This is a genomic window from Paenibacillus sp. 01T47 (assembly GCF_056398245.1).
On sequence record NZ_JBFTPA010000004.1, the window covers coordinates 293,497 to 319,499 of the forward strand.

The 26,003-nt window shown below is 44.7% G+C and carries 20 protein-coding genes and 1 riboswitch; of the genes, 18 read left to right on the forward strand and 2 right to left on the reverse strand.

Annotated elements, in window-relative coordinates; all coding sequences use genetic code 11:
* Positions 1-53: 53 nt before the first annotated feature.
* The 4 genes from AC1DOV_RS11230 (at position 54) to AC1DOV_RS11245 (ending at position 4,232) form a co-directional block, all read left to right on the forward strand.
* Entirely contained in the window at positions 54-1,706 is a 1,653-nt protein-coding gene (locus tag AC1DOV_RS11230) for a GAF domain-containing sensor histidine kinase (RefSeq protein WP_477549968.1), read from the forward strand.
* 9 nt (positions 1,707-1,715) lie between these two features.
* Positions 1,716-2,375, forward strand: coding sequence for a response regulator (locus AC1DOV_RS11235; RefSeq protein WP_477549969.1), 660 nt, complete (start codon positions 1,716-1,718; stop codon positions 2,373-2,375).
* 159 nt (positions 2,376-2,534) lie between these two features.
* Entirely contained in the window at positions 2,535-3,161 is a 627-nt protein-coding gene (locus AC1DOV_RS11240) for an FMN-dependent NADH-azoreductase (protein WP_076266669.1), read from the forward strand.
* A 177-nt stretch (positions 3,162-3,338) separates the two neighbouring features.
* Positions 3,339-4,232, forward strand: coding sequence for a LysR family transcriptional regulator (locus tag AC1DOV_RS11245; protein WP_477549970.1), 894 nt, complete (start codon positions 3,339-3,341; stop codon positions 4,230-4,232).
* Between the two features lie 14 nt (positions 4,233-4,246).
* Here the strand turns inward: AC1DOV_RS11245 and AC1DOV_RS11250 are convergent, their stop codons facing one another.
* Complete coding sequence (locus tag AC1DOV_RS11250) at positions 4,247-5,236, reverse strand: aldo/keto reductase family protein (protein ID WP_441963682.1); 990 nt, start codon at positions 5,234-5,236, stop codon at positions 4,247-4,249.
* Positions 5,237-5,448: 212 nt separating this feature from the next.
* On the opposite strand from AC1DOV_RS11250, the gene AC1DOV_RS11255 reads away from it, so the two are divergent.
* The 12 genes from AC1DOV_RS11255 (at position 5,449) to AC1DOV_RS11310 (ending at position 18,442) form a co-directional block, all read left to right on the forward strand.
* Positions 5,449-6,033: a TetR/AcrR family transcriptional regulator gene (locus tag AC1DOV_RS11255; RefSeq protein ID WP_430054319.1), complete on the forward strand. Its 585-nt coding sequence runs from the start codon at positions 5,449-5,451 to the stop codon at positions 6,031-6,033.
* Between the two features lie 57 nt (positions 6,034-6,090).
* The gene (locus AC1DOV_RS11260; RefSeq protein ID WP_441881798.1) at positions 6,091-7,533 is read left to right on the forward strand and encodes a DHA2 family efflux MFS transporter permease subunit; all 1,443 of its coding nucleotides are present in this window, start codon (positions 6,091-6,093) and stop codon (positions 7,531-7,533) included.
* A gap of 144 nt (positions 7,534-7,677) precedes the next feature.
* Positions 7,678-8,355 carry a response regulator transcription factor gene (locus tag AC1DOV_RS11265; RefSeq protein WP_477511729.1) on the forward strand — a complete coding sequence of 226 codons (678 nt, stop codon included), beginning with the start codon at positions 7,678-7,680 and terminating at the stop codon, positions 8,353-8,355.
* The gene (locus tag AC1DOV_RS11270; protein WP_441881672.1) at positions 8,352-9,767 is read left to right on the forward strand and encodes an ATP-binding protein; all 1,416 of its coding nucleotides are present in this window, start codon (positions 8,352-8,354) and stop codon (positions 9,765-9,767) included. Before AC1DOV_RS11265 ends, AC1DOV_RS11270 begins: the two co-directional genes overlap by 4 nt.
* Positions 9,768-9,894: 127 nt before the next feature.
* Positions 9,895-11,034: a Fe(3+) ABC transporter substrate-binding protein gene (locus AC1DOV_RS11275; protein WP_441881669.1), complete on the forward strand. Its 1,140-nt coding sequence runs from the start codon at positions 9,895-9,897 to the stop codon at positions 11,032-11,034.
* 2 nt (positions 11,035-11,036) lie between these two features.
* Positions 11,037-12,692, forward strand: a complete 1,656-nt coding sequence (locus tag AC1DOV_RS11280; protein WP_477511731.1) for an ABC transporter permease — start codon at positions 11,037-11,039, stop codon at positions 12,690-12,692.
* Complete coding sequence (locus AC1DOV_RS11285; protein ID WP_441881663.1) at positions 12,689-13,354, forward strand: ABC transporter ATP-binding protein; 666 nt, start codon at positions 12,689-12,691, stop codon at positions 13,352-13,354. The genes AC1DOV_RS11280 and AC1DOV_RS11285 overlap by 4 nt, the downstream gene beginning before the upstream one ends.
* A gap of 14 nt (positions 13,355-13,368) precedes the next feature.
* Positions 13,369-13,569, forward strand: a riboswitch (cobalamin riboswitch).
* A 176-nt stretch (positions 13,570-13,745) separates the two neighbouring features.
* A complete protein-coding gene (locus AC1DOV_RS11290; RefSeq protein ID WP_477511732.1) occupies positions 13,746-14,519 on the forward strand; it encodes a DUF4430 domain-containing protein in 774 nt (257 codons plus the stop codon).
* On the forward strand, positions 14,512-15,381 hold the full coding sequence (locus AC1DOV_RS11295; RefSeq protein ID WP_430054306.1) for an energy-coupling factor transporter transmembrane component T: 870 nt from the start codon (positions 14,512-14,514) through the stop codon (positions 15,379-15,381). The genes AC1DOV_RS11290 and AC1DOV_RS11295 overlap by 8 nt, the downstream gene beginning before the upstream one ends.
* Positions 15,372-17,021, forward strand: coding sequence for an ABC transporter ATP-binding protein (locus AC1DOV_RS11300; RefSeq protein ID WP_441881657.1), 1,650 nt, complete (start codon positions 15,372-15,374; stop codon positions 17,019-17,021). Before AC1DOV_RS11295 ends, AC1DOV_RS11300 begins: the two co-directional genes overlap by 10 nt.
* Positions 17,009-17,695 (forward strand): ECF transporter S component, encoded by a 687-nt coding sequence (locus tag AC1DOV_RS11305; RefSeq protein ID WP_441881654.1) that lies wholly within the window; start codon positions 17,009-17,011, stop codon positions 17,693-17,695. The genes AC1DOV_RS11300 and AC1DOV_RS11305 overlap by 13 nt, the downstream gene beginning before the upstream one ends.
* 102 nt (positions 17,696-17,797) lie before the next feature.
* Positions 17,798-18,442: an HNH endonuclease gene (locus AC1DOV_RS11310; RefSeq protein WP_477511735.1), complete on the forward strand. Its 645-nt coding sequence runs from the start codon at positions 17,798-17,800 to the stop codon at positions 18,440-18,442.
* A 122-nt stretch (positions 18,443-18,564) separates the two neighbouring features.
* Here the strand turns inward: AC1DOV_RS11310 and AC1DOV_RS11315 are convergent, their stop codons facing one another.
* Complete coding sequence (locus tag AC1DOV_RS11315; protein ID WP_477549971.1) at positions 18,565-20,583, reverse strand: serine hydrolase; 2,019 nt, start codon at positions 20,581-20,583, stop codon at positions 18,565-18,567.
* Positions 20,584-21,066: 483 nt separating this feature from the next.
* Here AC1DOV_RS11315 and AC1DOV_RS11320 point away from each other — a divergent pair, with 483 nt between their 5' ends.
* Both AC1DOV_RS11320 and AC1DOV_RS11325 read left to right on the forward strand, forming a co-directional pair.
* On the forward strand, positions 21,067-24,291 hold the full coding sequence (locus AC1DOV_RS11320; protein ID WP_477549972.1) for a glycosyl hydrolase: 3,225 nt from the start codon (positions 21,067-21,069) through the stop codon (positions 24,289-24,291).
* A 144-nt stretch (positions 24,292-24,435) separates the two neighbouring features.
* The gene (locus AC1DOV_RS11325) at positions 24,436-25,890 is read left to right on the forward strand and encodes a cellulase family glycosylhydrolase (protein ID WP_477549973.1); all 1,455 of its coding nucleotides are present in this window, start codon (positions 24,436-24,438) and stop codon (positions 25,888-25,890) included.
* The last annotated feature ends 113 nt before the right edge of the window (positions 25,891-26,003 follow it).

Sequence of the window (26,003 nt, forward strand, 5' to 3'; positions counted from 1 at the left end):
TTTTTTTGCTGTTCAGGAAGGTGTATAATGTGTGCTTAGAAGGAAGTGGAAGCATGTCCAGAGAAAAAAGAGCTTATGAGCTGGTCGCATTGAAGGAGATAGCAGAGACACTTAACAGCACAAACGACATGGATCAAATGCTGAATGATGTGCTTGCCAAGCTGCTTCAGGTTACAGGTTTTACTACGGGCTGGATATTTATGATTGACAATAAAAGTGAAAATCTTTGCACGGCTACACATAATTTGCCTCAAGGTTTAGCGGCAAACAATCAGGCGGTCATGTGCGGCGAGGTTTGCTGGTGCATTGAAAGCTTTAAGCAAAACAAGCTGGATCAAGCGGTAAATATTATAGAATGCTCAAGAATTACATATGCCATCACGAACAAGCTTGGTGATAATGAAGGTGTTACTCATCATGCGACGGTTCCGCTAAGAGCAGGAACGGATCAATTCGGGTTGTTAAATGTTGCTGAAGCTGGCAAGGATCGTTTTACTGAGGAGGAGCTTGCACTTCTGCAAGCCGTCGCTTATCAGATCGGAACGGCAATTAAGCGAATCCGCCTGTATCAGGTGCAGGAGCAGCACGCGATTCATTATGCGAAGCTTGGTGATGTTATTCAGAAAATAAACGCCATACAAGATATAAATCATCTTCCGCTGCAAGCGGTGAGCCATATAGGCGATACGTTCAACTGGCAGCATGTATCGTTATTTATGTATGAACAAGAGCAATTATCGCTTCGCGCACATTATACAGACAATCACGTCCGAAAAGAGTGGCTTTCGCTTGCCATCGATCAAGGCGGGATGGTTAGCAAAGCGTTTCATGAGAATCGTCTTGTCAAACAGTCCGAATGCGACAGCAATTCCTGCTCTTCCTTATCATCCATAGGGATACCACCGTTCTCATCAGCAGTCGCAATACCGCTTCGCATTCGCAGCCGCCCGATTGGCGTTCTGTTTGTAAGCAGTCAGTTAGGCAAGCAGTTTGATGATTACTTAGAGGACTTCATGTATTCGCTTGGGGATCATTTCACGTTAAGCGTAGAAAATTTGCGGGTATATGAGCAGCGGCGCGAGCTCGCGCGCATGGAAGAGCGAAATCGAATGGCTAGAGATTTGCATGATTCGGTTATTCAAAAGGTTTTCTCTTTATCCTTTCTAGCGAAGGGAGCCGAGACGGTGCTGGCAGGCAAAGAACCTGTCGTGGAACGATCATTACAAGAAATAAGACAGCTGTCACAGGAAGCGCTGAAGGAAATGAGAACGCTGATATGGCAGCTGCGGCCGGCAGGTCTTGAGCATGGGCTAATTACTGCGCTTAAGCAATATGGCAAGAGCATGGATTTAACCGTGTATGAAAAGGTGGAGGGCGTTCGTGAGCTTCCGCGTGCGATTGAAGAAGCCCTTTGGAGAATCGGGCAAGAGGCGCTTAATAATGTAAGGAAACATGCAGATACGAATACCGTTTATGTGCGGCTCATCAAAACAGAGTCTCGCGCCTGCTTGGAAATTTTGGATCGAGGCCGCGGGTTTTCGCAAGAGAAGCGTAAAGGAAAACTGACCATGGGAATGCTAACGATGCGGGAACGTGCAGAAACGCTTGGCGGAGAGCTAACGATAACGGGCGGAAAAGGGCAACCTACAATGGTTACAGCTGTTATACCGATTGCAACGGAAATGGAAATGTGGGAAGAGGAATGAGGAACTGTTTTGACGATAAAAATATTGCTCGTTGATGATCATCAAATTGTGTTGAAGGGAATTTCTTTTTTTCTAAGCATGCAGCCTGATTTTGAGCTGGTGGGTGAAGCGAATAACGGCAAGGAGGCGGTAGAAAAAGCTGCTGAACTTAAGCCTGATATCATACTGATGGATCTGAACATGCCGGTTATGGACGGGATCGAGGCGAGCAATTTAATCGCTAGGCAAAATCCGGATATTAAAGTGCTTGTGCTCACCAGCTTCTCGGATCGCAGTCATATCGTGCCTGCTCTACAATCCGGAGCTGCTGGGTATATGCTGAAGGATGTAGAACCTGATCAGCTTGCAGAAGCGATTCGCAGCGCCTATAAAGGAAATATTCAGCTGCATCCGGATATAGCGAGTGCGTTACTCGCTCAAGTATCGCCGCAGATTAGTTCGGTGAAAGGGCTGCCTATTCGTGAGTTAAGTGAACTATTAACTCCGAGAGAGCTTGAGGTGCTGCAATTGCTTACCAAAGGAATGAGCAACAAAGATATTGCGCACTCGCTCACTGTAGCGGAGAAAACAGTCAAAACGCATGTGAGCAGCATTTTAAGCAAATTGGATTTAACGGACCGAACGCAAGCTGCGTTATACGCGGTGCAGTTAATGCGAGAACCTGAATAACACGCTAACGTAAGACTATAGTCGTAAGACTAGCTCTCCGCCTTTGGCGGTTTTTTTATGTCGATTTTTCGGTCTATTTACCGATGATTGTTGCTCTAAAACTATATACAATTAAGGTACTTACAAAAAGTAAACAAACATCTTGGAGGGAAATATACAATGAGTACAGTATTATTTATTAAAGCAAACGATCGCGGAATCGAACAGGCAGTCAGCGTTAAGCTATATCAATCTTTTCTAGACAGCTTTAAAGCTAGCCATCCAGAAGACACAGTGGTTGAGCTTGATTTGTTCAATGAAAACTTGCCTTACATGAACGCTGATATGATTAACGGTAACTTCAAAGCAGCTCGCGGTTATGACCTTACACCTGAAGAGCAAGCAGCTGTAGCTGTTTCGGACAAATATATGAATCAATTTCTTGCAGCGGATAAAGTGGTATTTGCATTCCCGCTTTGGAACTTCACTGTTCCTGCAGTATTGCACACTTATATCGACTACCTTTCACAAGCTGGCAAAACGTTCAAATATACAGCTGAAGGCCCAGTTGGTCTGATCACTGATAAAAAAGTCGTATTGCTTACTGCTCGCGGCGGCATTTATTCCGAAGGCCCTGCAGCTTCGGTTGAAATGGCACATAACTTTATCCGCACAGTAATGGGCTTCTATGGTGTGACTAACCTAGAGAGCATCATCATTGAAGGTCACAACCAACTTCCTGACCAAGCAGAAGCTATTGTAGCAAAAGGTCTTGAGGAAGCAGCAGCATCAGCTGCTCGTTTCTAAATCAACCGTTTAAATGCGAAGGCAGCCGAATAATTTCGGCTGCCTTTTTGTATGTGGATAAATTCAAACCGTTAATAAAAATTTGCGGTGTGATACGTGATCGGGTACGATGGCGATAGGAAAGCATGGACGAAAAGTTGATAAATCAGAGCTAAAATAGGAAGAGGTATGATGTCTATGGACTTGAAAAAGCTGCGTTATTTTATCGCAGTAGCAGAAGAGCTGCATTTTAACCGTGCTGCCCAAAAACTGAATATGACTCAGCCTCCACTAAGCCAACAAATTCAAGTTCTTGAGGATGAGCTTGGTGTGAAACTTCTGGAACGAACCAAGAGACAGGTTCGACTTACGACAGCCGGTGCGATATTTTTGGAGGAATCGAGAAACATAGTTGCTCATTTGGAACGATCGATAAAGATGACACAACTTGCAAGTGAAGGGAAAATAGGCAATTTATCCATCGGGTTTGTGGATTCAGCAGCAGGCGGTATGATGGTCAATGTTATAAAGAAATATCGAGAACGTTTCCCAGATGTACAGGTTACATTATCTGAAATGACATCTGCTGAGCAACTGAAAGCGCTGCATGATGGGGAAATTGATGTTGGATTTCATCGGTTGCTGGACCCTTCAAAACATATCACAACCAGACTGTTCACGAACGAATCACTTGTTGCTGTATTGCCCAAAACACATCCGTTAGCCGATCAACCAACCGTTTCACTGCATTCTTTGAGGGAAGAACCTTTTATCTTGTCACCACATCATATGGGGGCTTCATTTCATGACCTGATTGTAGATTTTTGCAGGCAGCATGGATTTCAGCCCCGCATCGTGCAGGAAGCTGTTCAAATGTACACGATTGTAAATCTGGCAGCTGCAGGCATAGGCATCTCAATTGTTCCCTCTTCGGTTTCCGTATTTCAACGCAGTGATGTCGTATTTCGATCATTTGATGAGGATACACCGCGTGTTCCTCTTTATGCAGCCTGGAAAACAGAGAAGAGTGAAACGGTTCTGACTCATTTTCTAAAAGCAGTGGAGGAAACAGCCGCTAGCCAGACTAGCTGACTTGTGAGAACGCTCTAACCTGTTTTACTAGCATCAAATTGAGCAACGTCTTTTAATACGTTATTTATTTGCATTATAATCTCAGCATCTAGACTAACTCCTGCCGCTTTTACGTTTTCCAATACCTGCTCCGGCTTCGAGGCGCCAATGATAACGGAGGACACCTGCGGGTTTTGCAAAACCCACGCTACCGCGAGCTGTGGCAGCGTTAAGCTGCATTTTTGTGCAATCGGCCCTAGTTGTTCTATTGCCTGAAGGACTTCTTTATTCAACCATTGTCCTGCCAAACGTTTGAAAAACGGCGAACCAGCGGCCGTAGAAGCGCGCGAGCCTTCTGGTATAGGCTTGTCAGGAGCATACTTACCGGAAAGAATACCTTGCGCAAGTGGTGACCAGACAATCTGACCAATTCCTTCACGCTCGCAAGCGGGAATAACCTCGGCTTCAATAACCCGCCAAAGCATAGAATATTGGGGTTGACTCGCAACAAAAGGAACTTTCAGCTCCCTTGCCAAAGCCGATCCTTGCGTTATCTGATCTGCTGTCCACTCACTTACGCCGATATACAAAACTTTTCCTTGTCGAACCAAATCGGAAAACGCCACAAATGTCTCTTCAAGCGATACGGTCGTATCAAATCGGTGAGCGTAATAAATATCAATATAGTCCGTCTGTAATCTGCGAAGTGAAGCATGGCAGGATTCCATAATATGCTTGCGTGATAACCCTCTATCGTTATGCCCGTTCCCTGTTGGATGAAAAACCTTCGTGCACAATTCAATACTTTCACGACGTATTCCCTTTAAACAATGACCTAAGACCGATTCCGCCCTCGTCTCCGAATAAGCATCAGCTGTATCGAAAGTTGAAATTCCAGCGTTTAGTGCAGCATTTACGCATGCTTGTGCGGTGTTGTCATCCACTTGTGCACCGTGGGTTATCCAGTTTCCGAGAGCCACTTCGCTTACTAATAAGCCGCTTTTACCTAGTTTCCTATAATTCATGTTTCATTCCTCCTTTCAATGTAAATCTGATTATAGCAACCTATATTTAATATTAAAAATATATAATAAACGAATTATTAAGTTGATTTATGTATTAATAGGATCGAAGGACGAATGGTTCTATTGTTACTGGATATAAAAAAAGGTTGACTTGATAAGCGGATCAATGTTTTTATTATATAGACCGATCGTTATAATCGAGGAGTGAATCAATGTCGGAAAAACATAATACAAGGCATGCCATACTTGATACGGCAGCTAGGCTTTTTTTTACGCAGGGCTATCATGCGACGGGATTAAGCCAAATTATTAAAGAAAGTGATTGTCCGAAGGGATCTCTTTATTATTATTTCCCAAACGGCAAGGAAGAGCTTGCGCTGGAATGCATTAACTGCACGAAGGAGCTTGTTATTGAGAAATGGAGAAAGAAATTTGCTGATTATGAGGACCCTGCTGAAGCCGTTCAGGCTTTTGTATTTGATATGGCCGATGATGCAGAGAAGTTTGATTATAAGGGTTATATGCCGTTTAGCTTCTGGATGGCAGTCGAAACCTCATCGATTAGCGAGAAGCTGAGAGCAGCTGGACAAGGTGTATTTGCAGCATGGCAGAACGTGATTTCCGAGAGGCTGGTTCAGCTTGGAATGGAAGAGACTAGAGCAGTTGAGGTTGGCGTCGTCACCGTTTCCTTATTGGAAGGTGCGCTTATTCTAACGCTGACGAATCGGGACAAGCAGCCGTTGTTATCCGCAGCGAAATGTTTGCCGTATATCATTAATAAATGTCCTTCTCTATGAGAAGTCATGAATAAATGCTAGATAGATAATAGGAGAGTGGAAGGCTTGCAAGCAACAATGACAGAATCGCAACAAAATACGGGGCAAAAATATAAAGTAATCCCCATTATGATTTCATTATTATTAAGCGGCTTTATCGGAATGTTTAGTGAAACGGCATTAAATGTAGCACTAAGCGATTTAATTCGCGTCTTTGATATCACGGCGCCAACGGTACAGTGGTTGACAACGGGATACTTGCTGACGCTGGGCATATTGGTTCCTGTATCGGGGCTGCTGCTTCAATGGTTCTCGACAAGGCAGCTATTCATAGCAGCACTTAGTTTCTCCGTACTAGGAACATTGGTAGCGGCGCTCGCACCAAGCTTTGAAGTTCTTATGGCTGCGCGTGTTATCCAAGCAGTTGGAACGGCGCTTTTGCTGCCGCTTATGTTTAACACAATTCTTATTATTTTCCCGGCTGAGAAGCGGGGAGCGGCAATGGGTGTAATTGGGCTTGTTATTATGGTTGCGCCTGCTGTAGGCCCGACGATTGCAGGACTCTTGATTGAAAACTTAAGCTGGCACTGGATTTTCTGGTTGTCGCTTCCGTTCCTAGTCATTGCACTATTATTCGGGATTATGTATATGCAAAATGTATCTACCATAACAAAACCGAAAATTGATATTTTTTCTCTCGTATTCTCAACGCTAGGGTTCGGCGGTATTGTGTTTGCCTTTAGCAGCGCGGGTGAAGGTGAAGGCGGCTGGGGCAGTACAAAAGTGATTGCGACCATGATCGTTGGTATATTGTCCCTTGCGATTTTCGCTGTTCGTCAATTGACGATGAAGCAGCCGATGATGAACTTACGGGCGTTTAAGCATCCGATGTTTGTTGTAGGAACGTTAATGGTATTTATTTGTATGATGGTTATTTTATCTTCTATGCTCGTTCTGCCTATGTATTTGATCAGTGGACTTGGTCTTAGTGCACTGACAGCTGGCCTCATTATGCTGCCAGGGGGACTTATTAACGGAATTATGTCTCCCATTATGGGCAGCCTGTTCGATAAGTTTGGTCCTAAGTGGCTCGTTATTCCAGGTCTTGTCATCGTTGCCGCTGCGCTATGGTTCTTCTCAGGCATAACGACAGCATCAACGATTACATTAATTATTGTTCTTCATTCATGCTTGATGATCGGTATTTCGATGGTATGGATGCCTGCACAAACAAACGGGCTCAACCAGCTGCCACGCGAGCTGTACCCGGATGGTACGGCGATTATGAATACACTGCAGCAGGTCGCTGGCGCTATCGGTACCGCAGTTGCAGTAAGTATTATGACCGCAGGAATGACCGGCTTTATGAAGGATGTGGCTGATCCTACAGATCCGGCCAATGCTCCGCTTGCGTTGACAGCAGGAATTCAGAACGCATTTATTTTCGCTATGATTGTTGCCATTATCGGTTTGATCGTTGCTTTCTTCATTAAACGGGTTCATGTGAGCAAACAGCATTAATAGATTTGAATACTAGAGACAGTCTATGGGAACATGGACTGTCTCTTTTTTGATAGAACGATTGACTGTGAGAACAATTATCAATTACAATGATTGAAAATATGCTGTAGACAAGCATTTGCAATACTAAAGGCGGGTCAATCCATGAAAAAGATTTTACTTATTGAGGATGAAAGAAATTTAGCGCGTTTTATTGAGCTTGAACTGCGTCATGAGTCGTTTGAGACAGTTGTTTCTTATGATGGCAATAGTGGTCTAGAGCGCGCCTTGCGAGAAGAATGGGATGTTATTTTATTGGATCTAATGCTGCCTGGCATGGACGGACTTGAGGTTTGCAGGCGTATTCGGGAATCAAAAGCAACACCTATTCTTATGCTGACAGCGAGGGACAGCGTTACAGACCGAGTATCTGGCCTTGACAGCGGGGCGGACGATTATATCCCGAAACCGTTTGCGATTGAAGAGCTGCTTGCACGTCTACGCGTTGTATTTAGGCGACAGGATATGATTGCATCTGATCATCGTTCTATTTTGTCTTCTGGTGAGTTAACTGTAGATTTAGACGCTAGAATCGTTAGCAGAGGCGAACAAATCATAGAGTTGACTAAGCGGGAATACGGATTGCTGCTTGCTTTCATGCAAAATCCGAACCGTGTCTTCTCACGGGAAACGCTGCTTGATACCGTATGGGGTTACGATGCGGCTGTCGATACGAATGTTGTTGATGTATATGTGAGATATTTGCGCAATAAGATTGATGTCCCCGGAGGAACGAGCTGCATTCAAACGCTGCGCGGTATTGGGTATGTGATGAAAAAATGAATAATTTGCGCGTAAGTTTCTCACGAATACCGATCAAGTGGAAGCTGACATTATGGTCGGCGCTGCTGTTATTTCTTTTATTTGCTGCATACAATGCCGTTCAATATATGTTTGTAGAGAAGTGGATGAATAAACAAGCAGAGACGAACACACAGGAAGACATGCGGGAAATATTGAACTATTTATTGGAAAAGGAGTTCACTTTCGAGCAATCGGAGTTGAATTCAATACGAAGCTTTCTTGAAAAAGTAAATGGTAAAAATCAGCTAATACGCGTGCTTGATGAAGATGGAGCACCGATTATGATTGTCTCTGATAATCTAACAGAGCAGTGGTTAGATGCTTATCCATCTTCGAGTTTAGCTGCCAAAGGGTCGTGGTTCCTTGACCAAAACCTGCTGCTTATGCGGAGCCCTTTAACGATCTTCTCGTTTAACGGAACAATCGAAATTGTGAAAAACATCGAGGATTTTGAGAAGCTTAGTTCAGCTTTTTTTCGAATTATGTTAATTTGCTGTGTCGGTGCCATTGTTATAAGCGGCATCGGCGGAGGATTGCTGGCGCGTCAGCTGCTTAAGCCGCTTCAAGCGATGAATGTTGCCATGACCGGCGTAAAGCAGAAAGGCTTACAAGAAAGGGTTCAGCTAAACGAAAATAAAAATGATGAAATTGCAACGCTCATGAAGCTGTTTAATGAAATGATGGATCAGCTTGAGCGCTCGTTCGGGCAACAGAAACAATTTGTAGAGGATGCTTCTCATGAGCTAAGAACACCAATTGCCATCATTGAAGGGCATCTCGCACTGCTGCAGCGCTGGGGAAAGGATGACCCTGCAGTTCTGGAAGAGTCTTTGCAAGCTTCGTCGCAGGAAATAGCTCGGCTGAAAGGACTTGTACAGGAGCTGCTCGCATTGTCTCGTGCGGAGAAAGAGCCCGCTTACGGGAATGAGATGAGCAGCCATTCGAAGCAGAACATGGAACAGCTTATTAGAAATATAGAGGTGCTTCATCCGGAGTTCACTTTTCATGCTGATTTGAGTCATTTGTCAGACGTAGATCTATTTGTGTCTGAGCAGCATTTGGAGCAAATTATGCTCATCTTACTTGATAATGCAGTCAACTATTCGGGAGAAAGCCGAAGAATAGAGCTTTGCTGCTTGCTAGGAGAAACGGATGCTGTCATTCAAGTCACAGATTTTGGCGTTGGCATATCTGATCAGGACTTACCGCTCGTTATGAATCGTTTTTACCGCGCAGACCGTTCGAGGAGCGGCACAAGCGGCGGTCATGGACTCGGGCTGGCGATTGCGAACCGTTTGGTGCAACGATATGACGGTAGTTTGCTCATTGAAAGTAAACTTCATCAAGGTACCACCGTTTCAGCTGTTTTTAAACGAGTTACCCGAAAATGAATGTCGGGTAGCTTTTTTTTATTTTCACAGCATTTTCTCATTTTAGTAGGTTACAATAGGAACTGTTGAATTGGTGGTAATGATTTTCATTATCAAATTAAAAGTGGGAACGAGAGGTATGACAAAGATGAAAAAGAATTATATCGTAAGTGTCGTATTGTTAACGATGCTAACAGTGCTCGTATTAGCAGGTTGTGGAGCGAATAATGCAGGAAACGATAAGACGAATGCTTCTTCGCCATCGCCAGAGGCGAGCCCAGTAACGACTGAAGCAGCTGGTGGAAGTAATGATACGAGTAAGAATAACAACAAAGAGCAAGTCGTAAACGTGTTTACAGCAAGACACTATGATGTTGACAGCCAGTTGTTTGATGCCTTTACGAAAGAAACAGGCATTAAAGTCAATGAAATTAAAGGTACAGCAGAAGAGCTCGTTGAACGTTTGAAGCGAGAAGGAGAAAGCTCAGAAGCAGATCTGTTCATTACAGTAGATGGCGGCGTTCTAAATTATGCGAAGCAAAATGAAGTGCTTCAACCGATTCAATCCACAACGGTTGATAGTAATGTACCCGCAGAGCTGCGGGATAACGAAAACAATTGGGTTGGCATTGCAACCCGTGCACGCGTTATCGTCTATGCCAAAGATCGTGTGAAGCCGGAGCAGCTGTCCACCTATGAAGATCTTGCAAATGCCGCATGGAAAGGGAAAGTATTGGCGCGCTCGTCTGCCAGCCTTTATAATCAGTCGCTGCTTGCTTCATTCATCGAACTAAATGGAGAGCAAAAGGCTGAAGAATGGGCGAAGGGGATTGTAGCAAACTTTGCTCGTGATCCTGAAGGCGGAGATCGCGACCAAGCGAAAGCGGTCGTTGCTGGTCTAGGTGATGTTGCGATTATGAACACTTATTACGTTGGGCAGATGTTGAATTCGAAGGATACGGAAGAAGTTAAGGTTGCAGAGAAAATTGGCGTATTCTTCCCGAACCAAGAAACGACAGGCACACATCTTAACATCAGCGGTGTAGGCCTTACTAAGCATGCTAAGAATAAAGATAACGCTGTTAAACTGATCGAATTCATGACAGGCAAAGATGGGCAAACGCTGTTAACGCAAGGAAGCTTCGAATTTCCTGTAAATGCTGCTGCAGAAAAGCCTGAGTTGTTAAAGGGCTGGGGTGACTTTAAAACACAGAAGCTGGATTTCTCCAAGCTGGGCGATCATAACAAAAAAGCAGTCGAGCTTCTGGCTAAGGCAGGTTGGAAATAAAAATGATGGCTTCCATCTCTTTGCGAAATTTAAAGAGAATATTGAACGGCTGGGTTATATTGAGCGTAATAGGGGCCATCATGGCCCTTATTCCGTCTCTTTATATTTTTTTCGGTTTGTTTGACAAACCGAATGAAAACTGGCAGCAAATCAAAGAGTATATGCTGTTTGAATCTGTCGTTCAATCTTTATATCTTGTAGTAGGATCGGTGTTTTTCTCCGTTATCATCGGCGTGTCGCTTGCATGGCTTGTTGCAGCCTATGATTTCCCGATGCGGAAGTTCTTTCACTTTGCATTTTTGCTGCCACTGGCTATTCCACCATATATTGCAGCTTATACTTACGGTTCTATGCTGAGCTATACGGGCAGCATACAAGTTTTTATGCGAAATACGCTCGGCGTAACCCCTAACCAAGCTTATTTTGATATATTGTCCATGAAAGGCGCTATTTTCATATTTTCAATGTTTTTATTTCCTTACATTTATTTGATGACCAAAACCTTTATGGAGAAGCAAAGCGCAGCTTTCATAGAAAACGCAAGATTGCTCGGCAAAGGGCAGCTTCATATCTTTTTCCGAATCGTATTGCCTTTGTCGCAGGCTGCAATTATCGGCGGAGCCAGCCTCGTCGCATTTGAGGTACTGAATGATTTTGGAGTAACAAAACATTTTGGCATTGCTTCGTTTACTGCAACGATTTTCAAAACATGGTTTGGTATGTATGACGTTGATTCTGCCCTGAGATTATCTGCGCTCCTAATGAGCGCTATTATTGGATTGTTTATTATGGAGAGACTGCTTCGCAGGCGAAAAATGTATCATTCCGCGACAAGCAAGCTTAATCCGCTTAAACGAAGGAAGTTATCCTATTTAGGGACAGCTGCTGCTATTTTTGTGAGCACGGTTATATTTGCCCTTTCGTTCGCTATTCCAGTAGTTCAGCTCCTCGTTTGGGCGACATGGACATATCAAGATGTATTGAACAGCAAATTTGCGCAGCTCGTCTCAAACACGCTTTTGGTTTCCATTGTTGCGATTACCGTGTTGATGCTGCTTGCAGTTATTGTCGCCAATGTAAGCCGGAGCCTGAATCGATCGCTTTTGTCGCTTGCAGCAACAAAGCTAATTTTAATGGGCTACTCTATCCCGGGTGCTGTTTTGTCCATTGGCGTGCTTGCTTTGTTTATTTCCCTAGACCATCAATTAAGCGGCGTCTATTCATGGTTAGGTTTTGGATCGAGCAAGCTCGTGCTCAGCATGTCGCTCGTAATGCTTATTTTCGCCTATGTAATCCGCTTCCTTGGTGTAGGATTTAATGCGGTGGAAGCGGGATTTGATAAAATAGGCAATCGTTATTCTGAAGCTTCCAGAACGCTCGGCATCGGTATGACTGCTACCTTCTTCAAAGTTGACTTGCCTTTAATAAAAGGATCCATATTAGCAGGCTTCCTGCTTACCTTTATGGAAATTATGAAGGAGCTGCCGCTGACGCTGCTGCTGCGCCCGTTTAATTTTGAGACGCTAGCGACAAAAGCCTATCAATATGCAAGCGATGAGCAAATTCATCAAGCTTCGGTACCGTCTTTATTCATAATCACGGTGGGAATGGCAACTGTTTTTGTTTATCATCGGTTGGGAGAGAAGAAATCCAGATGAACTTTTTTGAGCTGACTAACGTTTCTTTTAGCTATGATAATGGGAAAAAGAGTGTATTGGAAAACTTTACGATGCAAATGCAGAAGGGTGAAGTTGTTGGAGTGCTTGGTCAAAGCGGTTGCGGGAAAAGCACGCTGTTGCGGATTATTGCCGGGCTTGAGATTCCTGCCTCGGGACGTATTGCCGCTGGCGGCAGGGTTTTAGTAGATGATCAGCAGTTTATTCAGCCTGAGCAGCGCGGCATAGGCATGGTGTTTCAGGATTATGCGTTGTTTCCTCATCTGACTGTCGGTCAAAATATATTATTTGGTTTACATCGATTATCAAGAAAAGACAGATTCAAACGGCTGGATGAAATGCTGGAGCTGATACAGTTAAATGATTTCGTCAAGCGTTATCCGCATGAGCTTAGCGGCGGTCAGCAGCAGCGTGTTGCTTTTGCTCGTGCGCTTGCCCCGTCTCCCTTGATGCTGTTGATGGATGAGCCATTTAGCAGTTTGGATTCACACTTAAAGCAAAGCATTCGGGAGGAGCTGAAGCGATTGCTTCACAAAGCCCAAATTACGTGTATGTTCGTCACCCATGATCAAGAGGATGCAGCTGCTATTTGCGATCGAATCATTCAAATCCCATATAGACAAACCCCAGCAATCCCGATATGATTGATTAAATAATCGCATAATTGAATAGAGAAGGTGCAAACAAAAGCATGCTTTTGTTTGCTTAATAGGGAAGTCCGGTTCAATGCCGGCGCGGTCCCGCCACTGTATGTGAAGAGTGATTCTCTGCAAATGCCACTGTCCGATTCAAGGATGGGAAGGTGTGAGAATCGCGTTGACGCACAAGCCAGGAAACCTGCCTTTTTTATTTTGTTTCTCATTCTTCGGGGGTAAAGAATGTGGAGGCGTAATCGTTTTGCAGGACGCATCATATATTTTAGTTATATACGGTTGCTATTCTTACATTCGGCATGCAGATCCCCTAATAGAAGGGGGTCTTTTTTTTATTGTTAAGGTTTGTGTGAATGAGACAAAAAGGAGCAGAAAAGAGACGATGGCAAAGATCTACAAGAAATGGTTACCAAGCTTAATCATCCTATGGCTGTTTATTGGTTTATTAGCTGGCTGTGCCAGTCCGGCACAAAGCGTTAATTCCAATACCAATCAAGTGCAAACCAGCAACGAAGGACAAGTGGGAAAAGAAGCGGAGAAAGCCGCTGATGAGCAGCCAACGAGTACTTCAGCATCAGAAACGGCAGAGGCAACGCAGTTGCCTAGCGAAGATAAAGATCAAGATAACGCGAAGGCAACCGACAACGCTGGCGGTAAGCAAGCAACGCCTTCCCCGAAGCCGAAGCAGACAAATGAGCCAAAACTGGATGATCCAAAAACGAAGCCTACTACTTCTGCGAAACCAACCAAAACAGACAGTGCGGCTACTGCGAAGCCCGTCACGCCTGTTGCAACGCCGAATCCTATGCAGACGGTTACGATTTCAATTGTCGCGGACAAAGATACGGGAACGGTGCTTGCACCAACAGCCGTAGAGTTCAAGAAGGACGATACCGTTCTAGATGTATTGAAGAAAATTACGAGAAAAAACAAAATACAAATGGAATACAGAGGTGTTAAAGGCGGTGCTTATATCGAAGGCATCGATAATATTTACGAATTCGATCTGGGTGCGAAGAGCGGCTGGATGTACCGAGTAAACGGTGAGTTTCCTAACAAGGGCGCCGGGGTTTACAAGGTTAATGAAGGTGATGTTATTGAATGGTTGTACACGACTGATCTTGGCGAGGATATAGGAGCAAAATTCGATGAATAGTGCGTTCGGTTCGGTACATCCGGTTACGAGCTTCAGTTATTATGCAGGAGTCATTACATTCGGCATGCTCTTATTTCATCCTGTTTTCTTATTGACGTCACTTGCTGCGATTACGGTAATTATTGTCATTCATGGCGAAGGGAAGCGGCTGCTTAAGCTGCTTCCTTATTATGTTCTAATGGGCGGTTTAGTTGCTGTTCTTAACCCGCTGTTTTCTCATCGCGGGCGGCATATTTTATTTTATTTTATGGATCAGCCGATCACGTTGGAAGCTATTTTATATGGTGTGACGATGATGCTCTCTTTATTGTGCATTTTACTAGCCTTTGTATCGTTTCAGCAGATTGTTACGACGGAGAAATGGATGTATTTATTTTCACGAGTCGCTCCGCGAACTGCACTGCTAACCTCGATGTCGATTCGGTTCGTACCGCTTTTCTTGCGGAGACTGGATCAAATTACTACGGTTCAACGAATAAAAGGGGTTTCGATTCTCGAAGGCAGCTTGAAAAAACGGAGCAAGGATGGCATGCTGCTCGTTCGTGTGCTGTTGACCTGGTCCTTGGAGGAGGCGCTTCAGACCGCTGATTCTATGAAAGCTAGAGGGTATGGCGCAGCTAAACGAAGCTCTTATGTCATCTATCGTATGGATCGTAGAGATTGGTATGTTCTATTGTTTCTTGGAGCAATGGCACTAGTATGCATTTGGGGCTGGATGCAAGGTTTTGGTGTGCTTACTATTTACCCGCGTCTGGAAACAATGCAGTTTCATAGGGGGGAAGGCATTGCATACGCTTGCTATTGCGCCTTTCTGTTAACACCAGTCGTACTTGAAGAAATGGAGAGAAGGTCATGGAAGTAATTCAGGTTGATCAATTGACGTTCCATTATCCGGAATCAACGGTTGCAGCACTCGATAACATTACTTTAAATATCAAGCCAGGCGATTTTGTCGTCCTTTGTGGGGCATCCGGCTGCGGCAAAACGACGCTGCTTCGGCACTTGAAAAAAGAAACGCAGCCTACGGGGAAACGCTCAGGCACCATTAAGTATAATCGTGTATTGCTAGAGGAACTGCCTGCGGTCGAGGCGGCTGAACAGATCGGCATGGTGTTTCAAAACCCTGAAAATCAAATTGTGATGGATCAGGTATGGCATGAGCTGGCTTTTTCCATGGAAAATGTCGGCTATGGGCAAGCGGTTATGCGTAAACGACTAGCCGAAATGAGCCATTTCTTTGGGCTGGATGAGCTGATTAACAAATCCGTTCATGAAATATCGGGGGGACAGAAGCAGCTGATCAATCTTGCTTCAGTATTGCTGCTGCAGCCAAAGCTGCTTCTATTAGATGAGCCCACCTCTCAGCTTGATCCGGTAGCGGCGCGAGATTTTCTGCAGTTTATTTATCGGCTGAATCAGGAAATGTCGATGACGGTTATTATAAGCGAGCATCGGCTGGAGGATGTTATTCCACTTGCAGATCGAATCATTCTGCTGGAGGAAGGCAAAGTGAAATACGACGCGCCGCCGAGAGAGCTATGCCGGCTCGTTGGTGTTGATGCAGCGCAGAAAGAAATGCCATACCTGCCTTCCGTTACGAAGCTGTTTCTATCTGCCCAGAAGGCTGGCAGCCTACCAGAAGCAAATCAAATTCCGCTTACCGTGCGTGAAGGGAAGAAGTGGCTCTCCAATGTTTTCGGCGTACATACAATAGGCGCAAATCATTCAGTAATCAACGAAAGCAGCGAGCTCGAAAAAAAGGAATGGCTGCTTGCTTGTGATGAAATAACGTTTAAATACGAAAAAGCGAGTGCAGAGGTGTTGAAGAAGCTGTCGCTTAACGTGTACAAGTATGAGTTTTTGGCGGTGCTTGGCGGCAACGGGGCTGGAAAAACAACGATGCTGCAAATGATGGCCGGATTATTAAAGCCGCAGCGAGGCAAGCTGAAGCGGGATAAATCGATTAAAGTTGGTTATTTGGCGCAAAATCCACTGCTTTATTTTAGCTACGATACAGTTGAAGAGGAGCTTCAGCGAATGGCGGATTACGCCAAACTCGATGATCGGGATCGGAAAATAGCTCAGGTTGTCGATTCCCTGCAGATTTCCTCTATTTTGCCGAAGCATCCTTATGATTTGAGCGGAGGAGAGCAGCAGAGAGCGGCGTTAGCCTTAGTGCTGCTTGGTGAGCCGGATGTTCTATGCTTGGATGAGCCGACAAAGGGGCTTGATCCCATAGCCAAGCAGCGAACAGCGGAGCTGCTGCAGCAGTTATGCCATGCAGGCAAAACCATAGTCATGGTCACACATGATATTGAATTTGCTGCCGAGCATGCAACGCGCTGCGCGATGCTGTTTGATGGAGCAATATCTGCTGAGTCGGAGCCGGCGCAATTTTTTGGTACTAATTATTTTTACACAACAGCCATCAATCGAACGGTGCGTGAATGGCTGCCAGAAGCGCTGACGACAGAGGATGTGATTGCAACGTGGGCAAAATAAAGCTCTGGTTCATTGCCAGCATTGGACTGTTCATCGCAGCTATGGCCTTATCCTCTGCCATTTCCGATGATCATTATTTAATGCTAAGTATCGTGCTGCTATTTGTCACGATGATTCCTTTTTTTGCAAGGTTTGAGAGACGGAAGATCGAAGCGCGCGAGATTGTTATCCTTGCTGTGCTGGCGGCCATTGCGGCCATTAGCCGCGTACCGTTTGCGCCGCTGCCGAGCGTTCAGCCCACATCCTTCGTGATCATTATTGCTGCGATTGTGTTTGGAGCTGAATCGGGCTTCATTATCGGCGCAATAGCTGCAGTCGTATCGAATATCTTTCTAGGTCAGGGCCCGTGGACGCCATGGCAAATGTTTTGCTGGGGGATGATCGGGGCTAGCGCGGGGTGGCTGCGAAATACTTGGCTCATCAAAACAAAGACCGGCTTGCTCGTATTTGGTTTTGGATGGGGCTTCTTGTTTGGCTGGATTATGAATATTTGGTTTATCATCGGATTGCCGGACGCGCTGAGCTGGAATTTGATTTTTGTTGCCTACATTCAAAGCTTTTATTTTGATCTTGCGCATGCGCTGTCCAATGTTTTTTTCCTCGCCGTGTTTGGGAGCAGCTGGATTGCCATTTTGCAGCGCTTCAAGAGGAAATACGGTTTATTGGAATCATAGGTTATGTGCTATTTTCCCCTCGAACCTATATTAATGCTACAATAGTATAAAAACACGAGGGGACGAATTCGGCTGCGTAGCTAATCATATGCTCCGGAAAAAATGATGGATGATACAGAACCTCTTGCTACCAAACCATGCGCCATTTGCAAGGAAACGAAACCGCTCTCTGAGTTTCTGCGGCGAACGGGCAAACGAGCCGGCGCTGGTGCAAGGCGCGGTGCATGCCGAGCTTGCAGGCAGGCGAAAGCGGCTTTAGCTCCATTGCCTGATGTTCAACTTAATGATTATAAAGCAATACGAAGAAAAGCTCATCCCAGCAAACCATTCCCGGTTCCACCGATGACATCCATAACGCTGCAGAATGATCCGGCAGCACTAAAACCTACGCGTCAAGGTACGATTTGGATGAGAGGCAAGACGGATAAAGGACGGCGATGGTATCAAGAAATTGAGCCAGAGCTTGCGATAACGCTGGTAAAGGAGCATGCTGCGGTTATCGTCAATCGCTATACGATACGCCGATTGTTCAGCAATAAGGAATTCCGGCGCTACATCTTGGAGCGTGACCATCACATTTGTTATTTTTGCGGGGAGCAGGGTGATACGATCGATCATATGCTGCCGCGCGCTAAGGGCGGGCATACAACGCCGGTTAATTGTGTCTGTGCTTGCAATGCTTGCAACCAATCGAAGGCGGATCAAGACTTGCAAACGTTTATGAACGGTGATGAGCTTATTCCTTAGAAGCATTAATGAATGATTGAGTGATCCGTATGTTGTACTGCTTTCGTTACAACTAACGTTTATACAAAAAAAGACTGCATAGTCCGCCTTGATGAAGGGCGACTACGCAGTCTTTTTTTGTATTAGATGCCTGCACTTGACGCAAATAATTTAGCGAAACGGTTTAAAATCACAGCAGCTTCCTTATTGAGCAGCGGATCTCTCGAACGGAAATCAGTACCTTTATCTGTCGTTTTTATTTCTGGTCCATATAAGCGAGCTCCAACAATGAATTGAACCGCTTCTTCGGCCCAAGCTGAAGTCTTGCCGCTCAGTTTCGCTGGAATGGGAGGGAAACCAAGAAAACGTGATAATCGATAGATAATGACAGCAGCTTCTTCCCTTGTGATCGTTCGGTCTGGTTCAAACCTCTGGGCTGAAGTACCACTTAATACGTGAATCTCTAGCAGTGTTTGAATTTCTGATTCATATGGATGAGCCTTTAGATCCGTGAATTTAGAGGATTGGTGTGATTTGGTAATACCAGCTAGTCGTACAATCTGAGCTGCGAATTGTGCACGAGTCGTGTTTCCTTCTGGTTCGAAAAGGGTAGACGTTTGATTTAAAACCCCGCCCAAATCACGTAAAGTATAAATGTCATCGGCATACGGATGATTGCGCGGTACATCAGAATAGTTAGGTGATGGGGTTATACGTTCACACCAAGCATCAATAAGTAAATAATAAAAGTATGAGATATTGCCAGCTTCATCTCTTTTAAATGCGCCAAGTTTTCCATCTTCATCTTGGAACAGCAGCTCGCCAACGGGTTTTAGTTTCCTGGTGCTATTGGGTCCGGCAACGGATAAATAACCATCTTCCGCCTTTACTTTGTAATAAACGAGCGGGGCGCGCAAATACTGGTAGCTGCCTTCAAAGCGTGCTAATTGTGCCTTGGTTAGTGCAATGGCTGGCCGCTCTTTCTCAGTTTTAGGGTAATAATGATCCATAAACGCGGCGAACAGCTGCTCACGTATATCGCTGGCATCGCTGTTCGTTACAACAAATCCGCCTACCTTTTGTTCAGGCAGCAGCCACATCCACGAATGATAGCCCTCCAAATCTCCGCCCTTTCCAATGACAGTCTCGCCATTGAAATGTTCTTGGAAAAACATCTCAAAACCTAAAGCCATGTTCGGAATTTCTGAATGAATGCCAACCTGTACCCGCTGCATCTCCTTAACTGTATTTTCCTGTAAAATACGATTTTCGCCAAGCTTGCCGCCATTTAATTGAGCGAGCATAAATTTGCTCATATCCGTGCCTGTTGCGAACATGCCCCCGTCTGGCGCTATTGTAGGCGTGAGCTGGTATTGCGGCCAAGGCTCCTTTAATTGGTTATAGCCGGTAGCAAGGTTTTCCAGCACTTTATCCGTCATCCGGAAATCACTGTTTGTCATTTGCAGCGGATGGAATATTTGTTCATTAATGACTTGTTCGAATGGCTTGCCTGTCACATTTTGCACGATTAATCCTTGATAATTGAAAGCTAAATTATCATAGCGATAAGCCGCTCCCGGCTTGCGCACGATGGTAGGTAAATTCTCTTTAATATATTGTTCGAGAGGATAGTCTTTGCGGGTCGCATCTGGAGCAGTCAACACATCTGTTTTGTCGAAACCTGTTGTGTGAGTCAATAAATGTCGCATCGTTAGTTTGCTGCCGGTCTTATTGGGAATCGTCACACCTTTCAAATAGGGGCTCACATCCTGATCCAAGTCTATTTTGCCTTCTTCTACGAGCTGCATGACGGCTGTTGCTGTAAATACTTTGGATATGGAAGCTATTCTGAACATGGTTTTATCAGGATCAACAGGTTTCTTGCTCTCCACATCGGCATAACCATAACCTTTGTTCAGCAGTACTTTATCATTGCCCACCACTACCACTGCACTTCCAGCTAGCGAGCTCGCAACCTCTGGACGTTTAAAGAACTCATCGACAAACGCCTCAACTTCCTTAGCATCCTTGGGGCCAGTTGCACCTGCTGCCTCAACGCTCTTTGCAGGAAATGAGATGGCAGAAAAGGCGATCGTCGCTGCGAGCAGGGCGGGTGCCCAAGCTTTTCTACTTTTCCTTCTTTGTTGAAACATCAACATCATTGATTTCCATCCTTTCAAGTAATATGTAATTTATTTCCTCTTAACTTTAATGGAATCGCCATTTCATCAAATCAGTCATTGGTCTAATTGTTACCTAGACTTTAGTCGAAAGGGTAGGTTTTGTTTGCAAGGTTTATGAAAATTGTTATTCGTTTGAGCTAGCAAATGAGACAAAGTGCAGCATTTATACGGCTAAATTCGACAATAACAAAAATATAAATTGTTATTATAAAGTTATTTATTATTTGTATTGCAAAAATAATGTTATTTATGTTATCTTCTCAATAACGAAACGCTGCTTGTAAATTTACCCATGCAGCAAGATGCTCCTGTTCATGTAACTTAGCTACTTACGTCTACTAAATGTAGAAAGGAGGTGATTCATTTTTGAAAGCGTTTTCCGGCGGGGCTGATTATACTATCGCAAGGCGGCACGTCCCAAAAGCATAGCTTCATCATTATGAATTAGAGGTGACGAATGAAATGGATTTTAATTATCGATGGGGAACACGGAAGGTTTTGTTTTATGCTTTGATCCTAACGTTTGTTATGGGGGCCATTCCTCTCTACCCTTATGTAAACGCGACTGCATCTGATTTTAAATATGAAGCAGCAAGTGCAGAAGTAGAGGGCGCTGCACAATTTTTAACTACAACTGCAGGTGGTGACATTCAATATGTTGGAAACGGTTACATTTCATTTTTCACTGGTGATTCGGGAGCTGCCACCTTTCATGTTCAAGCAGCAGTAACTGGCTTATATAAGCTGAACATTGGTTATTTCTCGCCTTATGGACGGAAGGTAACGTCGCTGCTCGTAAACGGTCAGAGCAACGGTGAGATTGAGCTGCCTGCGATTGCGGAAGCAGGCTCTGTTTCATCAGAAGCTTCCGCGGGGAAAATAATGCTCAAGCAAGGTGACAATACGATTCGCTTTGAAAGAGGCTGGGGTTATTATGGCATCGAATACATTTCGCTTGAATCCGCGGATACCGTTATTGTGCCAGATACTAGCCAATATGAAGCGGAAGCGGGGATTTTGGCGGGTGGAGCAGAAATACGCTCAACTGGAAACGGCTATTCCGGCGACGGTTATGTTTTTATTCCTGGAGGATCTGTTGAGTTAAATGTATCGGCTCCTGCTGAAGGCTTTTATACGCTGGATTTTGGTTACAGAGCTTCTTACGGCTTCAAAAAAACGCTAATAACCGTTAATAAAAATGAAGCCGGGGCTTCAGGGTTTGAAGTTGATCTTAATGAATCAGCTGGATTTGTTGAAATATCGGCAGGTAAGGTTTTTTTGAATGCAGGAAACAACACGATAACCTTTGATGCCAATTGGAGTTGGTATGACATTGATTATATAAAGCTCACTCCAATGCCTATCGAGAATAAAGAGCATCAGGTTCCAAAGTCGTTAATCAACCCAAATGCAACAAGGGAAGCGCGTGCGCTCATGAATTATTTAGTTGATAACTACGGCAAAAACATCATTTCCGGCCAGCAGGAATTATCTGATGCGGAGTGGATTTATGAAAAAACCGGTAAGCATCCAGCGATGGTTTCCTTCGACCTTATCGACTATTCACCTACTCGGGTAGCTCATGGAACGAAGTCAGAGGAAACAGAAAAAATGATGCAGTGGGCGGAAAGAGGCGGGATCGTATCCCTTTGCTGGCATTGGAATTCGCCAAACGGTTTAATCGATGTGCCGGGCAAAGAATGGTGGAGAGCCTTCTACACCGACTCCACAACGTTTGATGTTGAGTATGCGCTTAGTCATCCGGATTCAGAGGAGTATAAGCTGCTGCTCAGTGACATCGATGTGATTGCCATTCAGTTGAAGAGGCTTCAGGATGCGAATATTCCTGTTCTATGGAGACCGCTGCATGAGGCAGAGGGAGGCTGGTTCTGGTGGGGCGCCAAAGGACCAGAGTCCGCCAAGCAGCTATATCGATTGATGTATGAGCGGTTAACAAACGAGCATCAATTGAACAATTTGATTTGGGTGTGGAACTCCGTGTCATCCGACTGGTATCCAGGAGATGATGTGGTTGATATTATTAGCACCGACATTTACAACCAAGCAGGCGATTATAGCCCAAATATTAATAAATATGATCGTCTAGTAGAGGTCGTCAAGGATCGCAAGCTTGTTTCGCTTCCGGAGACCGGAACGATTCCAGATCCTGATTTGCTGCCTTTATATGGTGCAGACTGGAGCTGGTTCAGCACATGGACGGGTGATTTTATTAGAAACGGTATTTATAATACGGCCGAGCATCTTACTCATGTCTTCAACCATGAATATGTCATTACGCTCGATGAGCTGCCGAGCAACTTGTCAACCTATGGCTTGAAAGCGCCAGAGTGGATCAATGCTGAGTTACAAGCAGCAAATGTCAATCAAACGAGCGCCACCTTGTCATGGAGCGGTGCATCAAGCGAGCAGGAAATCATAAATTATTTGATCTATAAAGACGGTATTCAACTGGCTGCGGTGAATGGCTCCAGCAGCAGCTATGAGGTGAGCGGACTAGCAGCTGGTACAAAATATACGTTTAAAGTAGAAGCGGCTACACGAGATGGAGTTTGGAGCGTTGGCGGTCCTCAGATTGAAGTAACCACTTTGTCTGAGCCCATCGTTACGCCGTCTAATCCAGACACAAGCCAGCCGCCTGCAGCGGGATCGAGCGGCAAACAAACGATTCAGCTTAATAGCGCGGAGTTTGAGGCAGCTGTCGCCAAAGCTCAAAAGGGTACAATCCTTGTTATCGGGACTCCAGCAGCAGGAGCTAAGGAGGTAAAGGTCAATATTCCAGCTGAGCAAATAGCTAAGGCTATAGACAAAGGTCTTGAGCGGATAGAAGTGAATATCGGTTATGCTGCGATTACAATTTCACTATCCGAAATATCAAGCCATTTAAGCGGAACATCTGCAACGATTACGTTCACATTCTCTATTGTCGATCCATCCCAAATGAGCGATCTTGCCAAAGCTAAGCTTGGTGGCGCGCAGGTTTATGATTTGAATCTTGACATTGACGGAAAGAGAATAACTACATTCAGAGCAGCATCTGTAAAAGTTGCTTTGGATTATTCACTAGCCTCAGGCGCAAATCCAAACACGATCGTGACATACCACATCAAAGAAAACGGTGAGCTTGAGGTTGTAAAAAACAGCTATTACGATGCAACAACAAAAAAAGTTATTTTTCATCCCACTCATTTCAGTCAATATGCAGCTGCGGCAGTAGATGTTTCATTCAAGGATAAAGGCTCATCCTCAGCAAGACAGGACGCGATCGATTATTTGGCTGCAAGAGGCATCGTACAGGGAAAAGGCAATGGTTTATTTAAGCCTCTTGACCTTGTGACAAGAGCGGAGTTTGTTCAAATCATTATTCAAGCGTTTGATTTGAATGACGATACCGCCAGCAACACATTTAACGACGTTCCGATTGATGGCTGGTATACCAAGGCTGTTTCAACAGCTCAACAGCTCGGGCTTATTAAAGGAAAAGAAAACGGAAGTTTTGGTCCGCGCGAAGCCATGACTAAACAGGATGCGGCAGTAGTGTTGGAACGCGTCGCCAAGCTTATTGGAAGTCCAGCATTTAAAAGTAATGATTCCATTTTAGCAAAGTCAGTTGTGAACCGTGAGCAAGCGGCTGAAATGGTTTCGAATTTGATGCGGTTTCTCGATTAAGGAAAACGAAGAAAGCAGCAGATGATGAAAGGGGGTGATAGGCTCTCATAAATATGTCAGCCTCTTTAAAGTAACAGGCAGCCAGATCAAACACTAAGAACCGAGACTGCAAAACAAAAAAACAGTTGGAGGGATTTAGTTATTATGATGATCAGGAGATTGAAAATGACGTTTATGCTTGTGCTTATGCTAGCTTTGGTTGTGCCTTTTATTGCAACTGAACAAACCCATGCGGCTAACGGTTTTTATGTAAGCGGCAACAATTTGAAGGATGCAAACGGAAATAACTTTGTCATTCGAGGAGTCAATAACGCTCACGCATGGTTTGATACGCAGGCGTATGATGCTCTGAGCACGATTAGCTCGAAAAAAGTGAACGCTGTTAGAATCGTCTGGACGACAAGCGGTTCGGCATCGCGGTTGCAGCAAATTATCGATCGTTGCAAACAGCTCGGCATGGTTGCCATTGTTGAACTGCATGATGCAACAGGCTCTAACAGCGCAACTGCTTTAAATAATATGGCTAGTTATTTTGCCAGCAGCGCGGTTAAAACGATTTTGACGAACAATGAAAAGTATGTGCTCGTTAATATCGCTAATGAATGGGGCGATGGGAATCTTGCGGATACCGCTTGGCGCGATGCGTACAAGACGGCTATTTCAACCATTCGAAATGCTGGAATTCATAATACGATTATTGTTGACGCCTCAGGCTGGGGACAAAATTCTTCACCAATCAAAGCATACGGCAACGCGCTCCTCACTCATGATCCGGATCATAATGTCATGTTCTCCATTCATATGTACGGCTCATGGAATGATTCTTCTCGGATTGGCACGGAGCTGCAAGCGATTAAAAATTTAGGGTTGGCTGTTATGGTTGGCGAGTTTGGCTATAACTACAACAACGGCAATAATAACTTGGGAAGTCAAGTTAATGCACAAGAGGTGATGAACCAAAGTCAGGCGAAAGGCATTGGTTATATGGCATGGTCATGGACAGGAAATGATTCGGCCAATTCGTGGCTGGATATGACGACAAGTGATTGGCAGACGCTTACTTCATGGGGCAATCTTGTCATTAACGGAACAAATGGCATTTGGGCTACTTCTACAAAAGCTTCTGTGTTTAATAGCAGCAGCAGCTCTACGTTGTACGATTTTGAAGGCGGAAATGCACAAGGCTGGACGGCATCAAACGTTGCTGGCGGACCTTGGTCTGTAACGGAATGGGCGGCAAGCGGCAGCAGCTCGCTCAAAGCAGACATTACGTTAGGCGGCGGTCAATTTTATTTGCAATATGCGGGTGCTAATAATTTCAGCGGAAAATCTTCTGTTTCTGTTAAAGTAAAGCATGCTGCATGGGGAAGCTTTGGCAGCGGCCTGCAGGCGAAGCTGTTTATTAAGACGGGCTCCGCTTACACTTGGTATGACTCAGGAACGGTAAACATCAATTCATCGGGGGCATCTACGATTTCAATGAGCTTATCTGGAGTAGCCAATTTGGGTGATGTGCGTGAAGTAGGCGTTCAGTTCATTTCACCTACTAACTCAAGCGGATCAACTTCGGTTTATGTAGACAGTGTTGTGCTGCAATAACGAAATGGCTGGAGCGATTCACCGACGATTAATTTGTATAATAAAGCAGGGCTTCCCGCATCGTCATTTCGAACGGATTTTTAAACGAAGCACTACTGCGAAAAGAGGATGAC

What these genes read in the sequence shown, in the direction of transcription:
- AC1DOV_RS11250 (WP_441963682.1), bottom strand. Translation starts at nt 5,236, where the DNA reads ATGAATTATAGGAAACTAGGTAAAAGCGGCTTATTAGTAAGCGAAGTG.
- AC1DOV_RS11270 (WP_441881672.1), top strand. Translation starts at nt 8,352, where the DNA reads ATGAATAATTTGCGCGTAAGTTTCTCACGAATACCGATCAAGTGGAAG.
- AC1DOV_RS11255 (WP_430054319.1), top strand. Translation starts at nt 5,449, where the DNA reads ATGTCGGAAAAACATAATACAAGGCATGCCATACTTGATACGGCAGCT.
- AC1DOV_RS11295 (WP_430054306.1), top strand. Translation starts at nt 14,512, where the DNA reads ATGAATAGTGCGTTCGGTTCGGTACATCCGGTTACGAGCTTCAGTTAT.
- AC1DOV_RS11300 (WP_441881657.1), top strand. Translation starts at nt 15,372, where the DNA reads ATGGAAGTAATTCAGGTTGATCAATTGACGTTCCATTATCCGGAATCA.
- AC1DOV_RS11260 (WP_441881798.1), top strand. Translation starts at nt 6,091, where the DNA reads ATGACAGAATCGCAACAAAATACGGGGCAAAAATATAAAGTAATCCCC.
- AC1DOV_RS11240 (WP_076266669.1), top strand. Translation starts at nt 2,535, where the DNA reads ATGAGTACAGTATTATTTATTAAAGCAAACGATCGCGGAATCGAACAG.
- AC1DOV_RS11265 (WP_477511729.1), top strand. Translation starts at nt 7,678, where the DNA reads ATGAAAAAGATTTTACTTATTGAGGATGAAAGAAATTTAGCGCGTTTT.
- AC1DOV_RS11315 (WP_477549971.1), bottom strand. Translation starts at nt 20,583, where the DNA reads ATGATGTTGATGTTTCAACAAAGAAGGAAAAGTAGAAAAGCTTGGGCA.
- AC1DOV_RS11310 (WP_477511735.1), top strand. Translation starts at nt 17,798, where the DNA reads ATGATGGATGATACAGAACCTCTTGCTACCAAACCATGCGCCATTTGC.
- AC1DOV_RS11325 (WP_477549973.1), top strand. Translation starts at nt 24,436, where the DNA reads ATGATGATCAGGAGATTGAAAATGACGTTTATGCTTGTGCTTATGCTA.
- AC1DOV_RS11320 (WP_477549972.1), top strand. Translation starts at nt 21,067, where the DNA reads ATGGATTTTAATTATCGATGGGGAACACGGAAGGTTTTGTTTTATGCT.
- AC1DOV_RS11290 (WP_477511732.1), top strand. Translation starts at nt 13,746, where the DNA reads ATGGCAAAGATCTACAAGAAATGGTTACCAAGCTTAATCATCCTATGG.
- AC1DOV_RS11280 (WP_477511731.1), top strand. Translation starts at nt 11,037, where the DNA reads ATGATGGCTTCCATCTCTTTGCGAAATTTAAAGAGAATATTGAACGGC.
- AC1DOV_RS11275 (WP_441881669.1), top strand. Translation starts at nt 9,895, where the DNA reads ATGAAAAAGAATTATATCGTAAGTGTCGTATTGTTAACGATGCTAACA.
- AC1DOV_RS11245 (WP_477549970.1), top strand. Translation starts at nt 3,339, where the DNA reads ATGGACTTGAAAAAGCTGCGTTATTTTATCGCAGTAGCAGAAGAGCTG.
- AC1DOV_RS11285 (WP_441881663.1), top strand. Translation starts at nt 12,689, where the DNA reads ATGAACTTTTTTGAGCTGACTAACGTTTCTTTTAGCTATGATAATGGG.
- AC1DOV_RS11230 (WP_477549968.1), top strand. Translation starts at nt 54, where the DNA reads ATGTCCAGAGAAAAAAGAGCTTATGAGCTGGTCGCATTGAAGGAGATA.